Source organism: Bacillus cereus group sp. BceL291, assembly GCF_051776705.1.
GTDB lineage: Bacteria > Bacillota > Bacilli > Bacillales > Bacillaceae_G > Bacillus_A > Bacillus_A cereus.
This window is the reverse complement of the sequence record NZ_JBPWAP010000018.1, coordinates 35,796-54,766: the sequence shown is the minus strand read 5'-3', so window position 1 is coordinate 54,766 and position 18,971 is coordinate 35,796. Positions and strand designations below refer to the sequence as shown.

Sequence of the window (18,971 nt, the reverse complement as noted above, 5' to 3'; positions counted from 1 at the left end):
CAGTCCTTTAACCCAACCCCGTGAGGTTGAGAAGGAAGTCGGAATATAATATACGTATGTTCTTTTTGGGGGATACGTATGCTTTTTTGGCCTTCTCATCATATCAGGTGAGAAGGCCTTTTGTTATTCTTCCATAGCGACTGTAGAAAATAAGGAGGAGTAATAATGAACGTCACTACTGATGTACAACAAATAACAGCGGAGACGAAAGCGAAAAGATATAAAACATTATTTGGTTCTGCGCTAGGATATGCAGCAGAAGGTTTAGATATGTTGCTATTATCTTTCGTACTTGTCTATATTTTAAAAGAGTTTCACTTAAGTCCTGTTGAAGGTGGAAACTTAACATTAGCTACCACAATAGGGATGTTAATTGGTTCTTATTTATTTGGATTTATTGCTGATTTATTTGGCCGTATTCGTACAATGGCCTTCACAATCTTACTGTTTTCACTAGCAACCGCACTCATTTATTTCGCAACAGACTACTGGCAATTATTAATTCTGCGCTTTTTAGTTGGAATGGGAGTTGGTGGTGAATTCGGAATCGGAATGGCCATCGTAACAGAAACCTGGTCTAAAGAAATGCGAGCTAAAGCGACATCTGTTGTTGCACTTGGATGGCAATTTGGTGTACTGATTGCTTCACTCCTTCCAGCATTTATTGTCCCACACTTTGGATGGAGAGCCGTTTTCTTATTTGGATTAATTCCAGCTTTACTAGCTGTCTATGTCCGTAAAAGTTTAAGTGAACCGAAAATATGGGAGCAAAAACAACGCTACAAAAAGGAACTGTTGCAAAAAGAAGCTACAGGTAAATTAACAACTACTGAAGCAGAACAACTAAAACATATAAAAAAATTTCCACTTCGAAAGTTATTTGCCAATAAAAAAGTAACAATTACAACAATTGGTCTTATTATTATGTCGTTCATCCAAAACTTCGGATATTACGGAATCTTCACATGGATGCCCACTATTTTAGCAAATAAATATAACTATACATTAGCAAAAGCAAGTGGCTGGATGTTCATTTCTACCATCGGTATGCTAATTGGAATTGCAATCTTTGGTATTCTAGCTGATAAAATTGGTCGCCGTAAAACTTTTGCAATCTATTATATTGGCGGTACAGTATACTGTCTCATTTACTTCTTCTTATTCACAGATTCAACATTATTATTATGGGGAAGTGCATTGCTTGGATTCTTTGCAAATGGAATGATGGGAGGATTTGGAGCAATTTTAGCTGAAAACTATCCTGCTGAAGCTCGCTCTACCGCTGAAAACTTTATTTTCGGTACAGGACGTGGGTTAGCTGGATTTGGGCCTGTTATTATTGGCTTACTCGCTACAGGTGGCAACCTACTTGGAGCAATGTCCTTGATTTTTATCATCTACCCAATCGGGTTAATTACAATGCTACTATGTGTACCAGAAACAAAGGGAAAAGTATTAGATTAAACGTAAAAGAGGAAGCATCTCATTTAAGATGCTTCCTCTTTTACGTTTTTATTTATTTTGATTTACTAGCCTTCTGAAATAAGAATGCAGTTTTATCTTCTTCTTTTACAATACCTTGTTTTAATGCTAATTCTCCCGCAACTTTAGGCGCTAACCATAGCATTGGGAATAACAAAATTGATACCGGAACTGCCGTCACCACGATAAACGATTGTAGCGCATTAATACTTCCTTCACCCATATATAAAAGAATTGCTGCAACTGCGCCCATAATAAGCGACCAAAAAATTCGCAAACTAATTCTAGGATCTCCGTCTCCAGTCACTGCCATTGAAATGGAATACGCCATTGAATCCCCTGTTGTCACTACAAATAAAATTGTTAATAAAAGAAATGCTGGTCCAATAATATTAGAAAGTGGCAATTGTCCTGTAATTGCAATCATAGCTGCCGGCATACCAGATTCACTTAATGCGTCCGAGATAGACCCAGGATTCATCAACTCATAAAACACGCCTGATCCACCTAATATAGTAAACCAAAACGTTGTAATAATAGGTGCGATAATTCCAATTGCAACGATGATTTCTCGAATCGTTCTCCCTCTTGAAATTCGACTCACTAAAATTGCCATCATTGGTCCGTATCCAATAAACCATCCCCAGAAAAAGATTGTCCAAGATCCTAACCAACTTGCATCACCACGATATGTGCTCATCGGTATAAATTCATTTACATAAAATCCAAACGAAGAAACAAACGAATCAATAATAAATCCACCTGGCCCAAATAGTAATATGAATGCCATTAATACAATTGCTAATCTAACATTTAAATTACTTATAATTTGAATCCCTTTATCAATACCTGTTACTGCCGATATGGTAGACACGGCCACCACACAAACAATAATTGCTAATTGAGTAGTAAACACATCAGAAATTCCAAATAATTCTTGTAATCCATAACTTGCTTGTAAACCTAAAAATCCAATTGGGCCAATTGTACCTGCAGCTACTGCAATAATTGCAGCTGCATCAATTATCGTTCCAAGCAGGCTCTTTCTTAATTTCTCCCCAAAAATAGGATATAAAAGCGTTCGAGGTTTTAGCGGCATATCTTTATGATAATGTCCATACATCATAACTACCGCACTAATTGTACCTAAAATCGTCCATGCTAAAAATCCCCAATGCATATAACTTTGTGCTAAAGCAGGCATGACTGCTTCTTTCGTTCCAGCAGATATACCATCATGTATTGGTGGCACCGTCATCAAATGATACATTGGCTCTGCTGCTGCCCAAAAAACGCCACCTCCGGCAAGTAATGTAGACATAATAATAGCAAGCCATTTTGCCGTACTAATCTCAGGTTTTTCTAATCCTCCAAGCTTAACTCTCCCATATTTGGAGAACGCCATACACATCGCAACAATAAATGTACCTAATAATAAAATTTGCCAGAAGGCACCGAAATATTTAATTGAAAAAGCGAAACTTTTATTAATCGCACTCTCTACATAATCCTTGTTCAAAAAAACTGCAATTACAAATAATAAAAGTGAACCACCACTAATAATAAATACAGGCCAATCAGTTTTTCGACTCTTCATCCTCATTTACACTTCCTCCTTCCTCAGCAATCTAAAAAAACAACTTTATTATGTTTTATTGTTTAAAACCAAAACACAATAATTATATATGCATAACATTTTATCGACTTCCCACATACTTATGTTGTCCCTAAAAATATGCCAAATCCCTTATTAAAAAGAAAGAATCTCTTCCTCTTACATAAAAAAGCAAAACAAAAGACCTTATATTTCTATAAGGTCTTCGAAACAGAAATTTGATTATAACATAAGGAACTCCTTGGTTCAAAAAGCCTCTTCCAAAAATAACCGAGAGTAAAGGCTTCCATTTGCTACATAACAGTAGTTAAAAAAAATTATATTTCACAGAAAAAACCTACACTAAATATCATTTATGAAAGAAATTTGGCTTCAAAATTTCATTCGGATACGGTTTATGATAAATGTGGGTGGTAGCTGGAGATAATGGTGGAATAAGCCATACCCAATTACCTGTTACAACACGACCACAAGCAGCTTCTTGCTTCTCAAATTGCTGAAATTGTTGTGCAGCAGTATGGTGATCAACAATACTAACTCCTTGTTTTTTAAAGGAGTGTAGTACGGCAATATTCAACTCAATTAGCGCCTTATCTTTCCATAAGGTACCGTTTCTCGATGTATCTAAATCCATCATCTCCGCAACAGCCGGAAGTAAATTATAACGATCATGATCTGCTAAGTTGCGCGCCCCAATTTCTGTTCCCATATACCATCCATTGAACGGAGCGGCTGTATAAGAAATACCGCCAATTTCTAAACGCATATCTGAAATCATTGGAACACCATACCATTTTACTCCAAGTGATGAAATAGGGTATTCCGGGTGTTCAATTGGCACTTCTTTTACTTCTTCTCTCGGAATTTCTTTATATATAGGCGCTTTTCCATCTATAGAAAACACAAGTGGCAATACATCGTAATTCGTACCTTCTCCTTGCCAACCAAGCTCCTGACAAAAGTCCGTAAATGTAGCGGAATGAGAATCACCAATCACTCCCGTTTCTGTTTTATATCCTGCATATCGAATCAATTGGTGATTATAAATTCTTATATTATTTTCTTCACCTTGATATTGCTTAAAAATCGTAATGGTTGGTTTAACTTTTCCGTCGTTCGTTGCATATTTAATATGATGAATTAATGCATTATATACACCCTCTTCATCATTTACTTCGCGCGCATCTAATATGTGCATCTTACTCCAAAATAGTCTTCCAATACATCTATTACTGTTACGCCATGCCATTCGTGAACCATGAACAAGTTCTTCAAATGTATGCTCATATGTCCCTGTCTTCTCTATCTCAATTTGAATTTCTTTTATACGTTCTTCTATCAATTGTTCTTTATGAAGCTCCTTATAACAAATCGTAATAAAATTACTTGCTTCCTCTATTAATTGTTTCGTTTTACTCATAAACAATCTCCTTCTATTTCAACAAAACCCTGCTACTTTACAGTATAAGCAAAAAGGATAGGAGTCACAAATGAAAGTGAGAGTGTTACTTTTATTGTAATATTTTTCAGAAAATTAATGGAATTACTATTGACTTATATGGAAAATGGGTGTATTTTTGACTCAGGTAAAGTATTTTTACCTAGACCAACTTTTTAAGTCGAAAGGAGGGAATGTTATGTCTTCATTTCAATTGCCAAAGCTTTCATATGACTATGATGAACTAGAGCCACATATTGATAGCAATACACTTGCCATTCATCATGGAAAGCACCATGCGACATACGTAAACAATTTAAATGCTACTTTAGAAAATTATACTGAATTACATAATAAATCTTTAGAAGAATTGCTATGTAATTTAGATGCTTTACCGAAGGAAATTGTTACAGCTGTACGAAATAACGGTGGTGGTCACTATTGTCATAGTCTTTTTTGGGAAGTGATGAGCCCACGAGGTGGCGGTGAGCCTAATGGAGACGTTGCAAAAGTAATTGATTATTATTTCAATACCTTTGACAACTTAAAAGATCAACTTTCCAAAGCAGCTATTAGTCGTTTTGGAAGTGGCTATGGATGGCTTGTTCTTGACGGTGAGGAACTCTCTGTTATGAGTACACCAAATCAAGATACGCCTTTGCAAGAAGGGAAAATCCCCTTACTCGTAATTGATGTATGGGAACATGCTTATTATTTAAAGTATCAAAATAGGCGCCCAGAGTTTGTTACCAACTGGTGGCATACAGTAAACTGGGACCAAGTAAACGAGAAGTATTTACAAGCAATTCAATCACAAAAACATTAGTCGTACGTATAAGGTAAATTTGGTAATGTAAAATCAGTATTGTCGAAATCCTCCAGAATCCCCCGGATTGCCACCGGGGGATTTATGATTACTTCATTGTATTTATATAATGTTTTAAAATATTTTTTATTTCTAGTTTCAGCTCTCGGAACAAAAATCCGAATTCACGAGCCTTTCCATTATGTAACGTACAGTTAGTTACCTCATTATAAGGAGCTATATTTCCCCCAGCTTTCTGAATGAGTGCTTTTATTCCTGTCTTCTCTTCTATGAAATGAATAATTTCTTCCATAGAAACTACTCCGTTACTACAGGCGTTAATTGGTCCTCTCACATTTGCCATTCCGCACCAAGCTAGAAACTCTCCTGCCTCTTTTTCATGTATAAATGACAAAGTTCCATCTACATGATCCACAACGATAGGTTTTTGGTTCACAATACATTCAACGTAAAATTGTAACCTTTTCGTATAATCATTTTCTCCAATAACAACTGGAAAACGCACTGCAACGACTGGGAATGTTGCATGTTGAAATACAACGGCTTCAGCTAATCTCTTTCCTTCACCATAATTGAAGTCATTCCTATCTCCATACGCGATTGCATACTCGTACGGATTAAAGTCTTCTTCTGATAAGCTTAGGGCAGGTTCATAGACGGCCATTGAAGATGTCATAACATATTTCTTCGTTTTCCCTCGTAACACTTCACATATTACCTTCGCTGCATTCGAGCTATAGCATAAATTATCGTATACAATATCATAACTTTTATCTCCTAGACGCTCTGCTAGTTGTTTTTCATCTTCCCTATCTACAATAAGTCTTTTTACTCTACTGCCAAAAGAATCTTCCGTAATTCCTCTCGTCGCAATCGTTACATCGTGCCCCTCTTGCAAAAGTGCTTCTACTAAATGTTTACCAAAAAATCTTGTTCCCCCTAGCACCAATACTTTTTTCAACTTCATCATCCCCACTTTAGCAAATTGTAAAATACTACCTCTCTATTATAAGTGCTAACATATAAAAAGCATGGAATTCGTTTAACGATTCCATGCCTTTATACAGATAATATATTAACGTACTCGATATTTATAAATACAATAACAGAAGTATAAAATAGAAATTACAGATACATAAACCCATAATTCATATACGAATCCCTCTCCCCACACTCCCATAAAATAAAAGAGTGAAGGTAAAGTCAATGTTACCCATGATTGTACGAAGGCAATCCTTCCAAGATATTGATTAATGTTCTTCTTTTGTGTATTTAATACAAAGAATAAATACCAAAGTAATGCCCACATAAACCACGTTAACGCATTAACAACATCATGGAATTGAACAAATGAAACAACCATATAGAATAAGGCTATAATTGCTACCCAAATACAAAACCATCCTAGACCACTACTATCCATTCCTTTTATAAAAGTAACACCTACATATAAATAAGTTAATCCAAATAAGAAAGTAGCCGCATATGAATACACTGTCCAATTGCTTTGGTCAGAAATCATAATCAAATAAAACGGAATAATAATTTGTAGTGCACCCACAAATAAATTAAAAACACCCGCACTTTTCATCTCTGCTTTCCCTAATATAACAAGACTATTTAAAAATAAAGCTGCTCCTGAAAGTAATAATCCTACATAACCCATATATATTCGTGTGAAAATCTTTACCTTTCACACTTTTAACCTCCCCACACTATAAAATGATACTTATATTATTTTTCTTCCCATTTAAAACTACATACATAATTTTTCACCTAAATAAGTCAGACCTCCTACCTCAAAAAAAGGAGTGAACTTAAAACGCTTTCAATAATAAATAATCCTATCAAAACATGAACTAGGATTCCTTGATTATAAACGTACTCTAGCAATGATACAAGTGTTGGAATACATTTCAATAATACGCTTTCAATTCCCATAAAAAATTAATAAAATAATACATTACTCTATCTCATTCTACTACCTTCTAGCATAAGATATTGTAAAATCATATCATTTAAAACAGCGAACGTTCTTTTCTAGGTTCGCTAATAAACTTAGTAGAAAATGAATATAAAAAATGACCTCTTGCTTTTATGCAAAGGTCATTTTTTATATTCATCATTAAACTTCTAAATAGCCATTTTTATTATTTGATTGCCATTTCCAAGAGTCAGCACACATTTCTTCTAATCCGCGTGTTGCCTCCCAGCCTAATTCACGCTTTGCTTTCGATGCATCAGCAAAACATACTGCCACATCACCTGGGCGACGCTCTGTAATTTTATAAGGAACTTTCTTGCCCGAAACTTTTTCAAACGCTTCAACCATCTCTAGTACACTATAGCCCATGCCTGTGCCCAGGTTATAAGCATCTACTCCTGTTGTACTCAGTACTTTCTCAAGCGCCTTTACGTGACCATTTGCTAAGTCCACAACATGGATGTAATCACGGACTCCTGTTCCATCTTTCGTTGGATAGTCATTTCCGAATACGCTTAATTCTTTTAACTTACCTACCGCTACTTGCGTTACATATGGCATTAAGTTATTTGGGATTCCATTTGGATCTTCTCCGATACGCCCACTTTCGTGTGCACCAAATGGATTGAAATAGCGAAGTAATGCGATACTCCATTCTGCATCTGCAAATGCTACATCACGCATAATTTGCTCAATCATTAATTTCGTTTGACCATATGGATTTGTTGCACTTAATGGAAACTCCTCCGTAATCGGTGACGTTTCCGGGATACCATATACAGTTGCAGATGAACTAAAGATTATCTTCTTTACATTATGTTTCTGCATTACTTCACATAGCACTAACGTGCTTGTAATGTTGTTATGATAATATGTTAATGGAATCGCTACTGACTCCCCTACAGCTTTAAATCCTGCAAAGTGAATAACTGCTTCAATTGAATTTTCTTCAAAAATTGCGTCAAGCGCTTCGCGATTTAAAACATCTTCTTTATAAAACTTAAATTGTTTTCCTGTTATTTCTTTTACTCGATTTATAGATTCTACCGAGCTATTCGAAAGGTTATCCACTACTATAACTTCGTAACCGCTATTTAGTAATTCTACACATGTATGACTACCAATATATCCTGCTCCACCTGTTACAAGTATTGCCATAATTATAGTCCTCCATATTTCATTCATTATAAACTTCTCAAAGTATATCACATATTTCTTATCCTATGTTTAACATGCGAACACAGAAACTTACATTTTATCCCATAATAATTTTATAACATATACGATTCTAATCAGGTAATAAAAAAATGCCACATAATAAAAATTATGTGACGTTTTTTATTAAATTACGTAACAATATACACTTAGAAAATGCGCAAGACTACCTAATAATACAAAAACATGAAAAATTTCATGATGCCCCATATATTTAAACTCTAACCATTTTGGCTTTGTTCCATAAATAAATCCACCAATTGTATAAAAAATGCCCCCAAGTACTAAGAAAATAATGCCTCCTGTACTTAAATTCTCAGCTAACGGTGCAAAGAATAAAACAATTAACCAACCCATCGTAATATAAATTGCTGTCGATAACCACCTTGGACAATTAAACCAAAACATTTTAAATACAATGCCACAAATCGCAGTTGCATAGACTAAGCAAAATAATAGCAAACCACTTGCTGAATTTAATGTAATTAAGCAAAAGGGTGCATATGTACCTGCAATTAATATAAAAATCATAGAATGATCTAGCTTCCTAAAGAAGTATATAACACGTTCATTGGCCACAACACTATGATATACAGCTGACGCCGTATAAAGGACCATCATTCCAATACCAAACAAAATAACAGCTGTAATTGCAGCAAATGATGGCATCTTGATAGAAACTTTCACAAGCATAGCTAATAACGCAATAAATGATAATATCGCTCCACCTAAGTGAGTAAATGCATTAACTGGTTCCCTTACATAAGTATTCATAATAACACCCCTCATATAATTACATGTAGTTTTGATAACTACATGTAATTATATACACATTTCTTTTTAAGGTCAACATTTACAATTCATTTGTTTCGTAATACCATATTTAAAGATATATTAAACATTAAGTTCCACTAAGTTATAAAAGTGAGGGATTCTACGTGGAAAATATAAATGAATTACTTAAGACATTACATTTAGAAAAAAACATTAAACTTGAGGATATTCCAAATGTTGACTTATATGTAGACCAAGTTGTCCAACTATTTGAGAATACTTATGCAGATACAACGAGAACTGATGATGAAAAAGTATTAACAAAAACGATGATTAATAATTACGCAAAAGGGAAACTATTCATCCCTATCAAAAATAAAAAGTATTCAAAAGAGCATATGATTTTAATTAGCCTAATTTATCAATTAAAGGGAGCTCTCTCCATTAACGACATAAAAAGTTCATTAGAAACTATAAATGACTCCTTATTAAATGATGATTCATTCGAATTAAATACGTTATACAAAAATTATCTTGCTCTTACTGAAAGCAATGTCGAAAGCTTTAAACAAGACGTAAATAACCGTGTTACAGAAGTAAATGAGATTTCTTCCTTAGAAGATACAAAGCTAGAAAAATTTCTACTACTAACATCCTTCGTGACTATGAGTAATATGTATAGACGTTTAGCGGAGCAACTAGTGGATGATTTAAAAGAATCATAAATAAAAAACTATCCACCTATTAAAGTGGATAGTTTTTTATTTACTTAATTGCTTCATGAACTTTTAGTTGTTTCCCTTTAATCGTTGTAGTCTTCATGACTTTCAAGACAAGTGGTCCTTTTCCATTTAATATTTCAACGTAAGAAACATTATCTTGTATCGTAATAATACCTATATCTTCTGCTGTAACACCTTTAATTTTAGCAATTGTACCGACGAAATCTACCGCCCTAATTTTCTTTTTCTTCCCGCCATTAAAGTACAGCTTCATAATGCCTTTGTTGATATCTGCATTTTTATCTTTCTTTATAATTGGTTTAGCATGTATCTTTTCTTCAAATGCAGCTTTCTCTTTCATAACTTCTTCTTTTGAAGGTCCAATTGCCTTTGGAATTTCAAATCCAATATACTCCTCAATCTCTTCTAAAAATCTATTTTCATATGGTGTTATAAATGTAATAGCTTTTCCACTATTTCCAGCTCGTCCCGTTCTTCCAGTACGATGTACGTAGCTTTCTTTTTCAAGTGGAATATCATAATTAATAACATGTGTAATATTATCAATATCAATTCCTCTCGCAGCTACATCTGTTGCTACTAAATAACGGAATTTTCCTTTTCTAAAATCATCCATGACTTCAAAACGATCTTCTTGTACCATACCACCATGTATTTTGTCACAAGGATAGTTAGCTCGTTTTAATTGTCTATATACATGATCTACATTTTCTTGTGTACGACAGAAAATAATACAGCTATCAGGATTCTCAATCGTTGTTACATCTTTAAGTAGTGAAAGCTTCTCGTCTTCTATCACCTCAAAAAGAGTATGTTCAATTTTATCCGTCGTAATCCCAGCTGCTTTAATTTCAATATGAATTGGTGAATTCATATATGTACGAGACAATTTCTCAACATCTTCTGGAAGTGTTGCTGAAAATAACATCGTCATTCTTTTTGTAGGTAATTCATCAATAATTGCCTCTACTTGATCGATAAAGCCCATATTTAGCATCTCATCTGCTTCATCAATAACTAAATACTTCAAACACTCTAAAGAAAGGGTACCCTTCTCAATATGATCCAACACACGACCAGGAGTACCAACTACAATATGTGTCTTTTGCTTTAATTCTAATTTTTGACGTGCAAATGGAGATTTCCCATAAACTGCCGCAGCCTTAATCCTTTTGAATCGACCTATATTTGTAATATCTTCTTTTACCTGTACCGCAAGCTCTCTCGTTGGTGTTAAAACTAATGCTTGTGGTTTATTCTCTTCCCACTCCACCATTTCACAAAGTGGAATACCAAATGAAGCTGTTTTTCCACTTCCAGTCTGGGACTTCACAACAAGATCCTTCTTTTCTAATGCAACTGGAATAACCTCACCTTGTACTTCTGTTGGATGATTATATCCTAACCCAGTAAGTGCCCTTACGATTTCCGTACTTAGTTTATAATCAGAAAAACTTTTTTTACTCATATATTAACCTCATTTTATTTTGTATTATTTTCTTTTTTATCTTTTGTATACATTACTATCATCCTACTTATTATACTTGAAACCTCACATAAAAAGGTGGATCATGCCAGATTCATCTTTTTATATAGAAATAAACCTTATCATTTCATATAATGTTCAACTACTTGATAACATCTTTTGCTCGTATTGTTAGCATTAACCTTTTCATAGTACCCTACATCCACTCCAAAAAAATAAAAAGAATACATACAACCTTGTATAATTATCTTAATTTTTCAACCTTTTTCATAAACGAACAATAAAAATAAAAAAACGTTTTAAATTCGTTTTTAACGTTGTTTTTTAGATATAAAATCTACTTTTTTAAAAAATGTTAAGAAATTCTTTGACTTCTTAATAAAAATAATGTAAATTATCCTATGGACGAACATTTTTAATTAATAAAAATAAAATATTCGTATTTTAGGGGTGTAAATGATGGAAAACGTATTCGACTATGAAGATATTCAATTAATTCCTGCAAAATGTATTGTAAATAGCCGCTCTGAATGTGATACAACTGTCACTTTAGGAAAACATAAATTTAAATTACCTGTCGTACCTGCAAATATGCAAACAATTATTGATGAAAGAATTGCAACTTATTTAGCTGAGAATAACTACTTTTATATCATGCATCGTTTCCAACCAGAGAAACGAATCTCATTCATTAGAGATATGCAATCACGTGGATTAATCGCTTCTATCAGCGTTGGTGTAAAAGAGGACGAATATGAATTCGTACAACAATTAGCTGCTGAGCAACTGACACCTGAATATATCACGATTGATATCGCACACGGTCATTCTAATGCTGTGATCAACATGATTCAACATATTAAAAAACATTTACCAGAGAGCTTCGTTATCGCTGGAAACGTTGGAACTCCAGAAGCGGTAAGAGAATTAGAAAATGCTGGTGCCGATGCAACAAAAGTTGGTATTGGACCTGGTAAAGTTTGTATTACTAAAATTAAAACAGGCTTCGGAACTGGTGGTTGGCAGCTAGCTGCACTTCGCTGGTGTGCAAAAGCTGCAAGTAAGCCAATTATCGCTGATGGTGGTATTCGTACACACGGCGACGTAGCTAAATCTATTCGATTTGGGGCAACTATGGTCATGATCGGTTCTCTATTCGCTGGTCACGAAGAGTCTCCAGGGGAAACAATTGAAAGAGATGGCAAACTTTATAAAGAATACTTCGGTTCTGCTTCTGAATTCCAAAAGGGTGAGAAGAAAAACGTTGAAGGTAAGAAAATGTTCGTTGAGCATAAAGGTTCTTTAGAAGATACGTTAATCGAAATGGAACAAGATCTTCAATCTTCTATCTCTTACGCTGGTGGAACAAAATTAGATGCTATTCGTACTGTAGATTATGTTGTCGTGAAAAACTCGATTTTCAATGGTGACAAAGTATATTAATTCTTAAATTAACTTGAAGGACAAGTATTTTCATGCTTGTCCTTCTTTTTTGTATATAAAAATGAAAAAAATTTAATTTAACTGAATTTTTTATCATTATATTTTTAGATAGTCTTAAGAAGGAGTATATACGACTTGAAAAATGTAATAGAAAATCGTCTTAATTGCGCAGAGGTACCTGCTGAACTAACATGGGATTTATCCGATTTGTATAATTCTGATGCCGAATAGCATACTGCATTAAACGCATTGGAAAATGATATACAGAAACTTGATTCATTTAAAGGACATTTACATACTAGCTCCCACACTTTATTAAATTGCCTACTTTTAGAAGAAGAACTTTTAATGACGTTAACAAAACTGTACTCATATGCAAATTTAAAAGAATCTACTGATCGTACAAATCCAAGTATTCAAGCGAACTCTTCCAAAATTGCTGCTTTATGGACGAAAGTACATACTGCACTATCCTTTATTCATAATGAAATCCTCATATTCGGCGAAGGAACAATTGAAAAATATTTAACTGAAGAAACAAAACTTGAACCTTTCCGTAAATCGTTACTAGAAATACTACAAAAAAGGCAGCACACACTGCATCCACTGCAGTAGCTCAAATGATTAAAGAGGAAGGACAACCTGCTATTGATCGCTGGTGGTACAATGAAACATGCCGGAGTAGATATGTCAAAACCAGACGCAATCCGTAAAGCTGTTTCTTACGTTGGTTCATTAATTGATAAATTAGAGCATTCTTATCAAGTATAAAAAATAAGCCCTCGCTTTATGAGGGCTTATTTCATATTTACTTCCCAAACCGTTTGCGATATCCACATTTCCTGCAAAGTTCTTCAACCGCAACTCTTTTCGAAAATCCATCGACAATGTTTGTTGCTCTTTCACCTTCGATAATGTTAGAAAATGAATCATTATTAATATTCCCAAGGTTAATAATCCCTTCACCATCTAAACAACAAGGAATAACTGTTCCATTCGCTAAAATACCCGCTTGATTACGAAGTCCATGACAGAATCCTTTCCCATCATCCTCTTCTTCATGTAATGCTGGCCACTGGAATTCATAGTCTTGATTAATAAAGACACGTTCTGCAATTTTTATACCTTTTCCTGGTGTAAGCTTCTCTTCAATTTGATAAGATAGATCAAATTCATTTTCAATTATAGATAATAACTCTCTATTTTTCTGGATTTCAGCATTCGTTTTATTATCCTGAGTTAAATTCCATAACCTTAACGATACAATTAAATCTGATTGACTTGTCGCTTCCCTAATAAAGGAAAGTATACTCCTTACATAGCCCTCTTTATCTTGCGAACCTGGATGTCCATCAAAACTATGCAGTGAAAAATTCATTTGTCTTAACGCAGGCTTATTTAACAGCCTATGTCTTCTCTTATTAATTAACGTTCCGTTCGTTGTAATATTAACTTTAAACCCTTTTTCATGACTTAAGTCTAATAGTTGATCTATTTTCGGGTGGAGCAACGGCTCACCCTTCACGTGCAAATAAATGTAGTCTGTGTGAGGTTTAATTTGGTCTAATCTTTTAGCAAAATCCTCCACAGAAATGAATTGCTTCTGCCTTTCCGTCGGCGGACAAAAGCTACACGCAAGATTACATACACTCGTAATCTCCAAGTAAAACTTCTTAAACTTCTTCACCTTTAATTCCTCACTTCTCTAACTACTTATACTTTTTCCTCTTCATATTACAGCATATTTTTATGGAAATAGAAACATACTTATTTTAGGAAATCTACATACCATCTAATAATATTTAAAAGACCATCGGTAATTTTTGTCCAATGGTCTTTTTATCCTTTTATATGCAAAGAATAAATTTATTTATGATACGGTTCATCGTAACTATTCTAAATAAGGTTATTTTTTATTATTTTCATAATTAAATTTAACAAAAAAGGTAGTGCCTTCCGATCCTGTTTGAATTTCTATTTTTGCATTATGGCGGGCAGCAATAGCATAACATACACCTAACCCCAATCCAGTTCCATTATCTTTGGTCGTGTAAAACGGCGTACCCAGTTTCTCTAATACTTCAGGCCTGATACCTTTTCCTTGATCCCGCACCGCAAGCACCACACAATTTTGACCTTTCTTGTAAGTGCTAATGGTTAGAACTTTCCCTGTATTCATCGCTTCTAAGCCATTACGATATAGATTCATTAATAATTGCCGTATTTCATTACGATTTAAAAGTAATTCTGGAATGTCATTTGTATCGACTTGAATATATTTATTTTGATTGTACGTATCAATCTTTATTAAAGGAATAATATCGCGGATAATTGAATTTAAATCTAACATCTGCAAATCCGATTTCCTTGTATTACCCATTGAGAGAAATTCAGTAATAATAGAATTGGCACGGTTAAGTTCTTCAATCATTAAATGAAAGTACTTATTATGTTTCTCATAGGTATTCTCTTCTTTTAATAACTGTAAAAATCCTAGTACTGTTGTCATTGGATTTCTAATTTCATGGCTGATACCTGCTGCCATTTGCCCTATTAAATCTATGTTGGATAATCTTTTCAATTCCTGTTCATATTTCTTTTTTTCCGTTATGTTTTTAAAAATACAACAAATACCATCATCATACGGGTATGCAATAACTTCGTGCCAATATTCATCTGCAGTAGAAAGAAATTCGAAATGAACTGTAGTTCGCTCTGACATCGCACGATGAAATTCCTTATACATAACTGTGTCGATTTCACTCGGGAAAACATCCCATATATTCTTTCCTAATACATCTTTTGCTGTTTTTCTTTGCGGAAAATATTGGTGCTTATTTACGTACGTAAATTCCCATTTATTATTTAAAATAAAAAATCCATCCGTAATACATTCAATCACACTTGTAACTTTTTCATTAGCAGCAGCTAGCTCTCTCGTTCGCTCTTCCACTATACTTTCTAGTTGATCCATATATGACAAATTCGAAAACGTAGGGGCTGTGGCATCAACGATAGATTTTGCTAGTTGAAGTTGAGAATGATCATAATTGTGAGCTTTTCCTTCTTTGCCAACGACGATTACCCCTAATACTTCTCCAATTGAAACCAATGGAATCATCAATAGACCCTTACTATCTATATTTTTTGTTTGAATAACTTCTTGAATCTTGGCTTCATAGCTTTTCTCTGTCCAATCCGCTTCTGTCCAATGACAACCCTTACTTAATTTCGTTGTTTTAATTGTTGTTTTATCTAACGGATCTAGAAGATGGGCAGTCATATTTTTACTCTCTAAAATCTGTTCTAGATAAAAAAAGCATTTATCAAAACTCTCCTGTATCGAGGAACACATTGATAAATCACGTGTAACATTTAGTAACAGCTGCTTCTCAGCAATAAGGTTTTCCTTTTGTTTTAAATTATTTGTGTTTTGAATTGCAACCGCAGCCATATTTACATAAGCTTCAACACTTTGAATTTCTGAATCTGTTAAGTTCATCGGAATTCCATAATCAAATAAAAAAACTAGACCAAATAACTCTTGCCCAAATGAGATAGGCAAAGCTAATAAGGACTTAATTTTGAATGCATTAACCGGTCTCGGATCTGGTCGATGATCCTTTGAGGTATCAGGAATATAGATGGTTTTTTTCGTTTCAATAACCTCTTTTGCCAGTAAGTCTATTTCAGGATCAATTACTTGAGTATCGAGCGTTACGCCATTTATAGTCTCTGGTTTTCCTGCAAACCCTCTAAATGTTCCATCTTCCTGGGGTAAATAAATTCCAACAGCATCGCACCTAACAATTTCCTCTGATATCGCCATTGTCACACGCTGCAATACGTCACGTAGTTCTAATTTCGTATTTATTATTTTTGTTATATTTGCGAGTCTAGAATATCTCGTCTGATCACTTACCATTCACATAGCCTCCAATTATAGGCATAATAAAATAAATATGATAATATCAGTGTTTTACATAGAATACATTACTTATGATACGGTTCTCCACGATTAATCCGAAACGCTCTATAGACTTGCTCAAGCAACACTAATCGCATTAATTGGTGTGGTAATGTCATCTTTGAAAAAGAAAGTGATTCATTTGAACGCTTCATCACTTCTGAGCTTAGTCCAAGTGATCCACCAATTACAAATGCGACTTTACTCTTTCCGTATGTAGCAAGGCGATCTAGACTTACCGCAAATTCTTCTGATGACTTTTGCTTTCCTTCTATAGCTAATGCAATCACATGCGTGTCATCAGAAATTTTATCGAGTATACGTATACCTTCTTTTTCCTTTACAATTAACATTTCTGCTTCACTTAAATTTTCTGGCGCCTTTTCATCAGGTAATTCAATTACTTCTACTTTTGCGTATGCAGATAATCGTTTTAAGTATTCTGCTATACCTTGTTTCAAATATTTTTCTTTTAATTTCCCAATTGAAATAATCGAGATATTCACACGTATCCTCCACCTTACAAACATGTTATCCACAAAACTTATCCACATATCCACAAATACTACCCACATATTGTGTGAGAATCTGTGTTCGATACAACATATGTCGCCTCATTTTGACAAAATTCACATGTTTTTTTCTCTTTTCCCGAGTTATCCACATTGTTGATAACTGGTGCGACTTCACACTCATCCACAATAATATCTAACGCTAATTCAACATGTTCTAAACAACAAGGTAAATTCATTTTCTACACCTCACTTTTCTACAATAGAAAACAGGAGGTAGGCCCTCCTGTTTTTAATACTTTTGAATGCCTAATTTCACTGTTGTTGTTACTCTTTTTGTACCACGATAAAACGTAAGAGTCATTTTATCATTAATTTCCTTATCATATAAGGCCGTACGGAATCCAATAATATCGCGAATCGGTTTTCCATCTACCGCCACAATAACATCATGTTCTCTTAAACCAGCATCCGCACCTGGCGAAGGACTTTTCACATCCAAAATACAAACTCCCTCTGTTACAGTACCTGGTAAATGTAATGTTTTTGACCAATAATAGTTTGGAATTTCATTTAATGACCTAAGTTCAATCCCAATATAAGGTCTTCTTACTTTTCCATACTTCTCAAGTTCATTCATAATCGGAACAGCTCTAGTCACCGGAATAGCAAGGCCGATTCCTTCTACTTCTTTTGCAGCAATTTTCATTGAATTAATACCAATTAATTGTCCTGCTGCATTTACAAGCGCACCGCCACTATTCCCCGGATTAATCGCTGCATCTGTTTGTAACACTTCTACTTGCCAATCATAATGTCCATCTTGATCTAAATCTACAGGGACAATACGTTCAGTAGCTGAAATAATACCTTGTGTAACTGTTCCAGAAAATTGCAGTCCAAGTGGGTTTCCAATCGCAATGACTGGCTCTCCTCTGCGAACAGTATTAGAATCGCCAATTTCAATTATTTTTTTCACATGCTTTGCATCTATTTCTAATACAGCTAAATCTGTGACTACATCGGTTCCTAATACTTTTCCAGGAACCTTCTTACCATCACTTAGACTTACTTCAATACGATTCGCTCCAGCTACAACATGATTATTCGTTACAATATAAGCTTGACCATCTGTCTTTTTATAAATTACTCCTGATCCTGTACCGGCCTCTGAATCTGCCTCTGAAAAGTTATCTCGTTGAATGTTAATAACACCCACAACAGCTTCAGATGCACGATCAACAGCATCTACAAAGCTAATCTGTTTAATCCCTTGAGCTTCAGCCATATTACTTCCGCTTGCTTCAGCTTGCGGAAGCGTATCAGCAAAATTCGAAAATAAAGGCGCTCCAAACGCAAATAAAGAAGCTCCTACAATTGTTCCCGCTATACTTGAAAGAACTATACCTTTGTGCTTCTTTTTTCCTGCACGTTTCATACGATAACTTTCTTCATCAATAAAGGACATATTTGTTCACCTATCTTC

Annotated in this window: 17 protein-coding genes and 1 pseudogene; 6 read left to right on the top strand and 12 right to left on the bottom strand. The window is 34.4% G+C overall.

The window, feature by feature from the left end; all coding sequences use genetic code 11:
• Positions 1-165: 165 nt before the first annotated feature.
• Positions 166-1,464 (top strand): MFS transporter, encoded by a 1,299-nt coding sequence (locus tag ACS2CR_RS14075; RefSeq protein ID WP_001103404.1) that lies wholly within the window; start codon positions 166-168, stop codon positions 1,462-1,464.
• Positions 1,465-1,516: 52 nt separating this feature from the next.
• Here the strand turns inward: ACS2CR_RS14075 and ACS2CR_RS14070 are convergent, their stop codons facing one another.
• Complete coding sequence (locus tag ACS2CR_RS14070) at positions 1,517-3,085, bottom strand: BCCT family transporter (RefSeq protein ID WP_001242440.1); 1,569 nt, start codon at positions 3,083-3,085, stop codon at positions 1,517-1,519.
• A 361-nt stretch (positions 3,086-3,446) separates the two neighbouring features.
• Positions 3,447-4,517: a nitric oxide synthase oxygenase gene (locus tag ACS2CR_RS14065; RefSeq protein WP_000047625.1), complete on the bottom strand. Its 1,071-nt coding sequence runs from the start codon at positions 4,515-4,517 to the stop codon at positions 3,447-3,449.
• A 217-nt stretch (positions 4,518-4,734) separates the two neighbouring features.
• Between ACS2CR_RS14065 and sodA the strand changes: the two genes are divergently transcribed.
• Complete coding sequence (gene sodA / locus ACS2CR_RS14060; protein ID WP_000094035.1) at positions 4,735-5,361, top strand: superoxide dismutase [Mn]; 627 nt, start codon at positions 4,735-4,737, stop codon at positions 5,359-5,361.
• Between the two features lie 88 nt (positions 5,362-5,449).
• Here sodA and ACS2CR_RS14055 read toward each other — a convergent pair whose 3' ends face one another.
• From ACS2CR_RS14055 to trhA, 4 genes are all read right to left on the bottom strand, one after another.
• The gene (locus ACS2CR_RS14055) at positions 5,450-6,331 is read right to left on the bottom strand and encodes an NAD-dependent epimerase/dehydratase family protein (protein ID WP_033668094.1); all 882 of its coding nucleotides are present in this window, start codon (positions 6,329-6,331) and stop codon (positions 5,450-5,452) included.
• A 105-nt stretch (positions 6,332-6,436) separates the two neighbouring features.
• Complete coding sequence (locus tag ACS2CR_RS14050; RefSeq protein WP_000542569.1) at positions 6,437-7,027, bottom strand: AmiS/UreI family transporter; 591 nt, start codon at positions 7,025-7,027, stop codon at positions 6,437-6,439.
• 459 nt (positions 7,028-7,486) lie between these two features.
• Complete coding sequence (galE, locus tag ACS2CR_RS14045) at positions 7,487-8,503, bottom strand: UDP-glucose 4-epimerase GalE (protein WP_000996548.1); 1,017 nt, start codon at positions 8,501-8,503, stop codon at positions 7,487-7,489.
• 183 nt (positions 8,504-8,686) lie between these two features.
• The gene (trhA, locus tag ACS2CR_RS14040; protein ID WP_001099728.1) at positions 8,687-9,334 is read right to left on the bottom strand and encodes a PAQR family membrane homeostasis protein TrhA; all 648 of its coding nucleotides are present in this window, start codon (positions 9,332-9,334) and stop codon (positions 8,687-8,689) included.
• 164 nt (positions 9,335-9,498) lie between these two features.
• On the opposite strand from trhA, the gene ACS2CR_RS14035 reads away from it, so the two are divergent.
• Complete coding sequence (locus ACS2CR_RS14035) at positions 9,499-10,059, top strand: DUF1836 domain-containing protein (protein WP_000427884.1); 561 nt, start codon at positions 9,499-9,501, stop codon at positions 10,057-10,059.
• Between the two features lie 40 nt (positions 10,060-10,099).
• On the opposite strand, the gene ACS2CR_RS14030 is transcribed toward ACS2CR_RS14035, so the two are convergent.
• Complete coding sequence (locus tag ACS2CR_RS14030) at positions 10,100-11,545, bottom strand: DEAD/DEAH box helicase (protein WP_000039354.1); 1,446 nt, start codon at positions 11,543-11,545, stop codon at positions 10,100-10,102.
• Positions 11,546-12,022: 477 nt separating this feature from the next.
• Here ACS2CR_RS14030 and guaC point away from each other — a divergent pair, with 477 nt between their 5' ends.
• From guaC to ACS2CR_RS14015, 3 genes and pseudogenes are all read left to right on the top strand, one after another.
• Positions 12,023-13,006 (top strand): GMP reductase, encoded by a 984-nt coding sequence (gene guaC, locus ACS2CR_RS14025; RefSeq protein ID WP_000432447.1) that lies wholly within the window; start codon positions 12,023-12,025, stop codon positions 13,004-13,006.
• A 135-nt stretch (positions 13,007-13,141) separates the two neighbouring features.
• Positions 13,142-13,612: pseudogene (locus tag ACS2CR_RS14020) on the top strand (oligoendopeptidase F); the annotation flags it as partial.
• Between the two features lie 60 nt (positions 13,613-13,672).
• The gene (locus ACS2CR_RS14015) at positions 13,673-13,777 is read left to right on the top strand and encodes an oligoendopeptidase F (protein ID WP_009327392.1); all 105 of its coding nucleotides are present in this window, start codon (positions 13,673-13,675) and stop codon (positions 13,775-13,777) included.
• Positions 13,778-13,814: 37 nt separating this feature from the next.
• Here ACS2CR_RS14015 and ACS2CR_RS14010 read toward each other — a convergent pair whose 3' ends face one another.
• The 5 genes from ACS2CR_RS14010 to ACS2CR_RS13990 all read right to left on the bottom strand — a co-directional run bounded on the left by ACS2CR_RS14010 (position 13,815) and on the right by ACS2CR_RS13990 (position 18,953).
• On the bottom strand, positions 13,815-14,693 hold the full coding sequence (locus ACS2CR_RS14010) for a radical SAM/SPASM domain-containing protein (RefSeq protein ID WP_000713633.1): 879 nt from the start codon (positions 14,691-14,693) through the stop codon (positions 13,815-13,817).
• Between the two features lie 219 nt (positions 14,694-14,912).
• Complete coding sequence (locus ACS2CR_RS14005; RefSeq protein ID WP_053513685.1) at positions 14,913-16,931, bottom strand: GAF domain-containing sensor histidine kinase; 2,019 nt, start codon at positions 16,929-16,931, stop codon at positions 14,913-14,915.
• A 68-nt stretch (positions 16,932-16,999) separates the two neighbouring features.
• The gene (gene rlmH, locus ACS2CR_RS14000) at positions 17,000-17,479 is read right to left on the bottom strand and encodes a 23S rRNA (pseudouridine(1915)-N(3))-methyltransferase RlmH (protein ID WP_001027003.1); all 480 of its coding nucleotides are present in this window, start codon (positions 17,477-17,479) and stop codon (positions 17,000-17,002) included.
• Positions 17,480-17,538: 59 nt separating this feature from the next.
• On the bottom strand, positions 17,539-17,724 hold the full coding sequence (locus ACS2CR_RS13995; RefSeq protein ID WP_001052831.1) for a CxxH/CxxC protein: 186 nt from the start codon (positions 17,722-17,724) through the stop codon (positions 17,539-17,541).
• A gap of 53 nt (positions 17,725-17,777) precedes the next feature.
• Positions 17,778-18,953 carry a S1C family serine protease gene (locus ACS2CR_RS13990; RefSeq protein ID WP_153602651.1) on the bottom strand — a complete coding sequence of 392 codons (1,176 nt, stop codon included), beginning with the start codon at positions 18,951-18,953 and terminating at the stop codon, positions 17,778-17,780.
• Positions 18,954-18,971 lie beyond the last annotated feature (18 nt).

Excerpts from the sequence above, each read along its gene's own strand:
- ACS2CR_RS14065 (WP_000047625.1), bottom strand. The coding sequence starts at position 4,517 with ATGAGTAAAACGAAACAATTAATAGAGGAAGCAAGTAATTTTATTACG.
- ACS2CR_RS14015 (WP_009327392.1), top strand. The coding sequence starts at position 13,673 with ATGAAACATGCCGGAGTAGATATGTCAAAACCAGACGCAATCCGTAAA.
- galE (WP_000996548.1), bottom strand. The coding sequence starts at position 8,503 with ATGGCAATACTTGTAACAGGTGGAGCAGGATATATTGGTAGTCATACA.
- ACS2CR_RS14055 (WP_033668094.1), bottom strand. The coding sequence starts at position 6,331 with ATGATGAAGTTGAAAAAAGTATTGGTGCTAGGGGGAACAAGATTTTTT.
- ACS2CR_RS13990 (WP_153602651.1), bottom strand. The coding sequence starts at position 18,953 with ATGTCCTTTATTGATGAAGAAAGTTATCGTATGAAACGTGCAGGAAAA.
- ACS2CR_RS13995 (WP_001052831.1), bottom strand. The coding sequence starts at position 17,724 with ATGAATTTACCTTGTTGTTTAGAACATGTTGAATTAGCGTTAGATATT.
- ACS2CR_RS14005 (WP_053513685.1), bottom strand. The coding sequence starts at position 16,931 with ATGGTAAGTGATCAGACGAGATATTCTAGACTCGCAAATATAACAAAA.
- ACS2CR_RS14030 (WP_000039354.1), bottom strand. The coding sequence starts at position 11,545 with ATGAGTAAAAAAAGTTTTTCTGATTATAAACTAAGTACGGAAATCGTA.
- ACS2CR_RS14050 (WP_000542569.1), bottom strand. The coding sequence starts at position 7,027 with ATGGGTTATGTAGGATTATTACTTTCAGGAGCAGCTTTATTTTTAAAT.
- ACS2CR_RS14070 (WP_001242440.1), bottom strand. The coding sequence starts at position 3,085 with ATGAGGATGAAGAGTCGAAAAACTGATTGGCCTGTATTTATTATTAGT.
- trhA (WP_001099728.1), bottom strand. The coding sequence starts at position 9,334 with ATGAATACTTATGTAAGGGAACCAGTTAATGCATTTACTCACTTAGGT.
- sodA (WP_000094035.1), top strand. The coding sequence starts at position 4,735 with ATGTCTTCATTTCAATTGCCAAAGCTTTCATATGACTATGATGAACTA.
- ACS2CR_RS14075 (WP_001103404.1), top strand. The coding sequence starts at position 166 with ATGAACGTCACTACTGATGTACAACAAATAACAGCGGAGACGAAAGCG.
- guaC (WP_000432447.1), top strand. The coding sequence starts at position 12,023 with ATGGAAAACGTATTCGACTATGAAGATATTCAATTAATTCCTGCAAAA.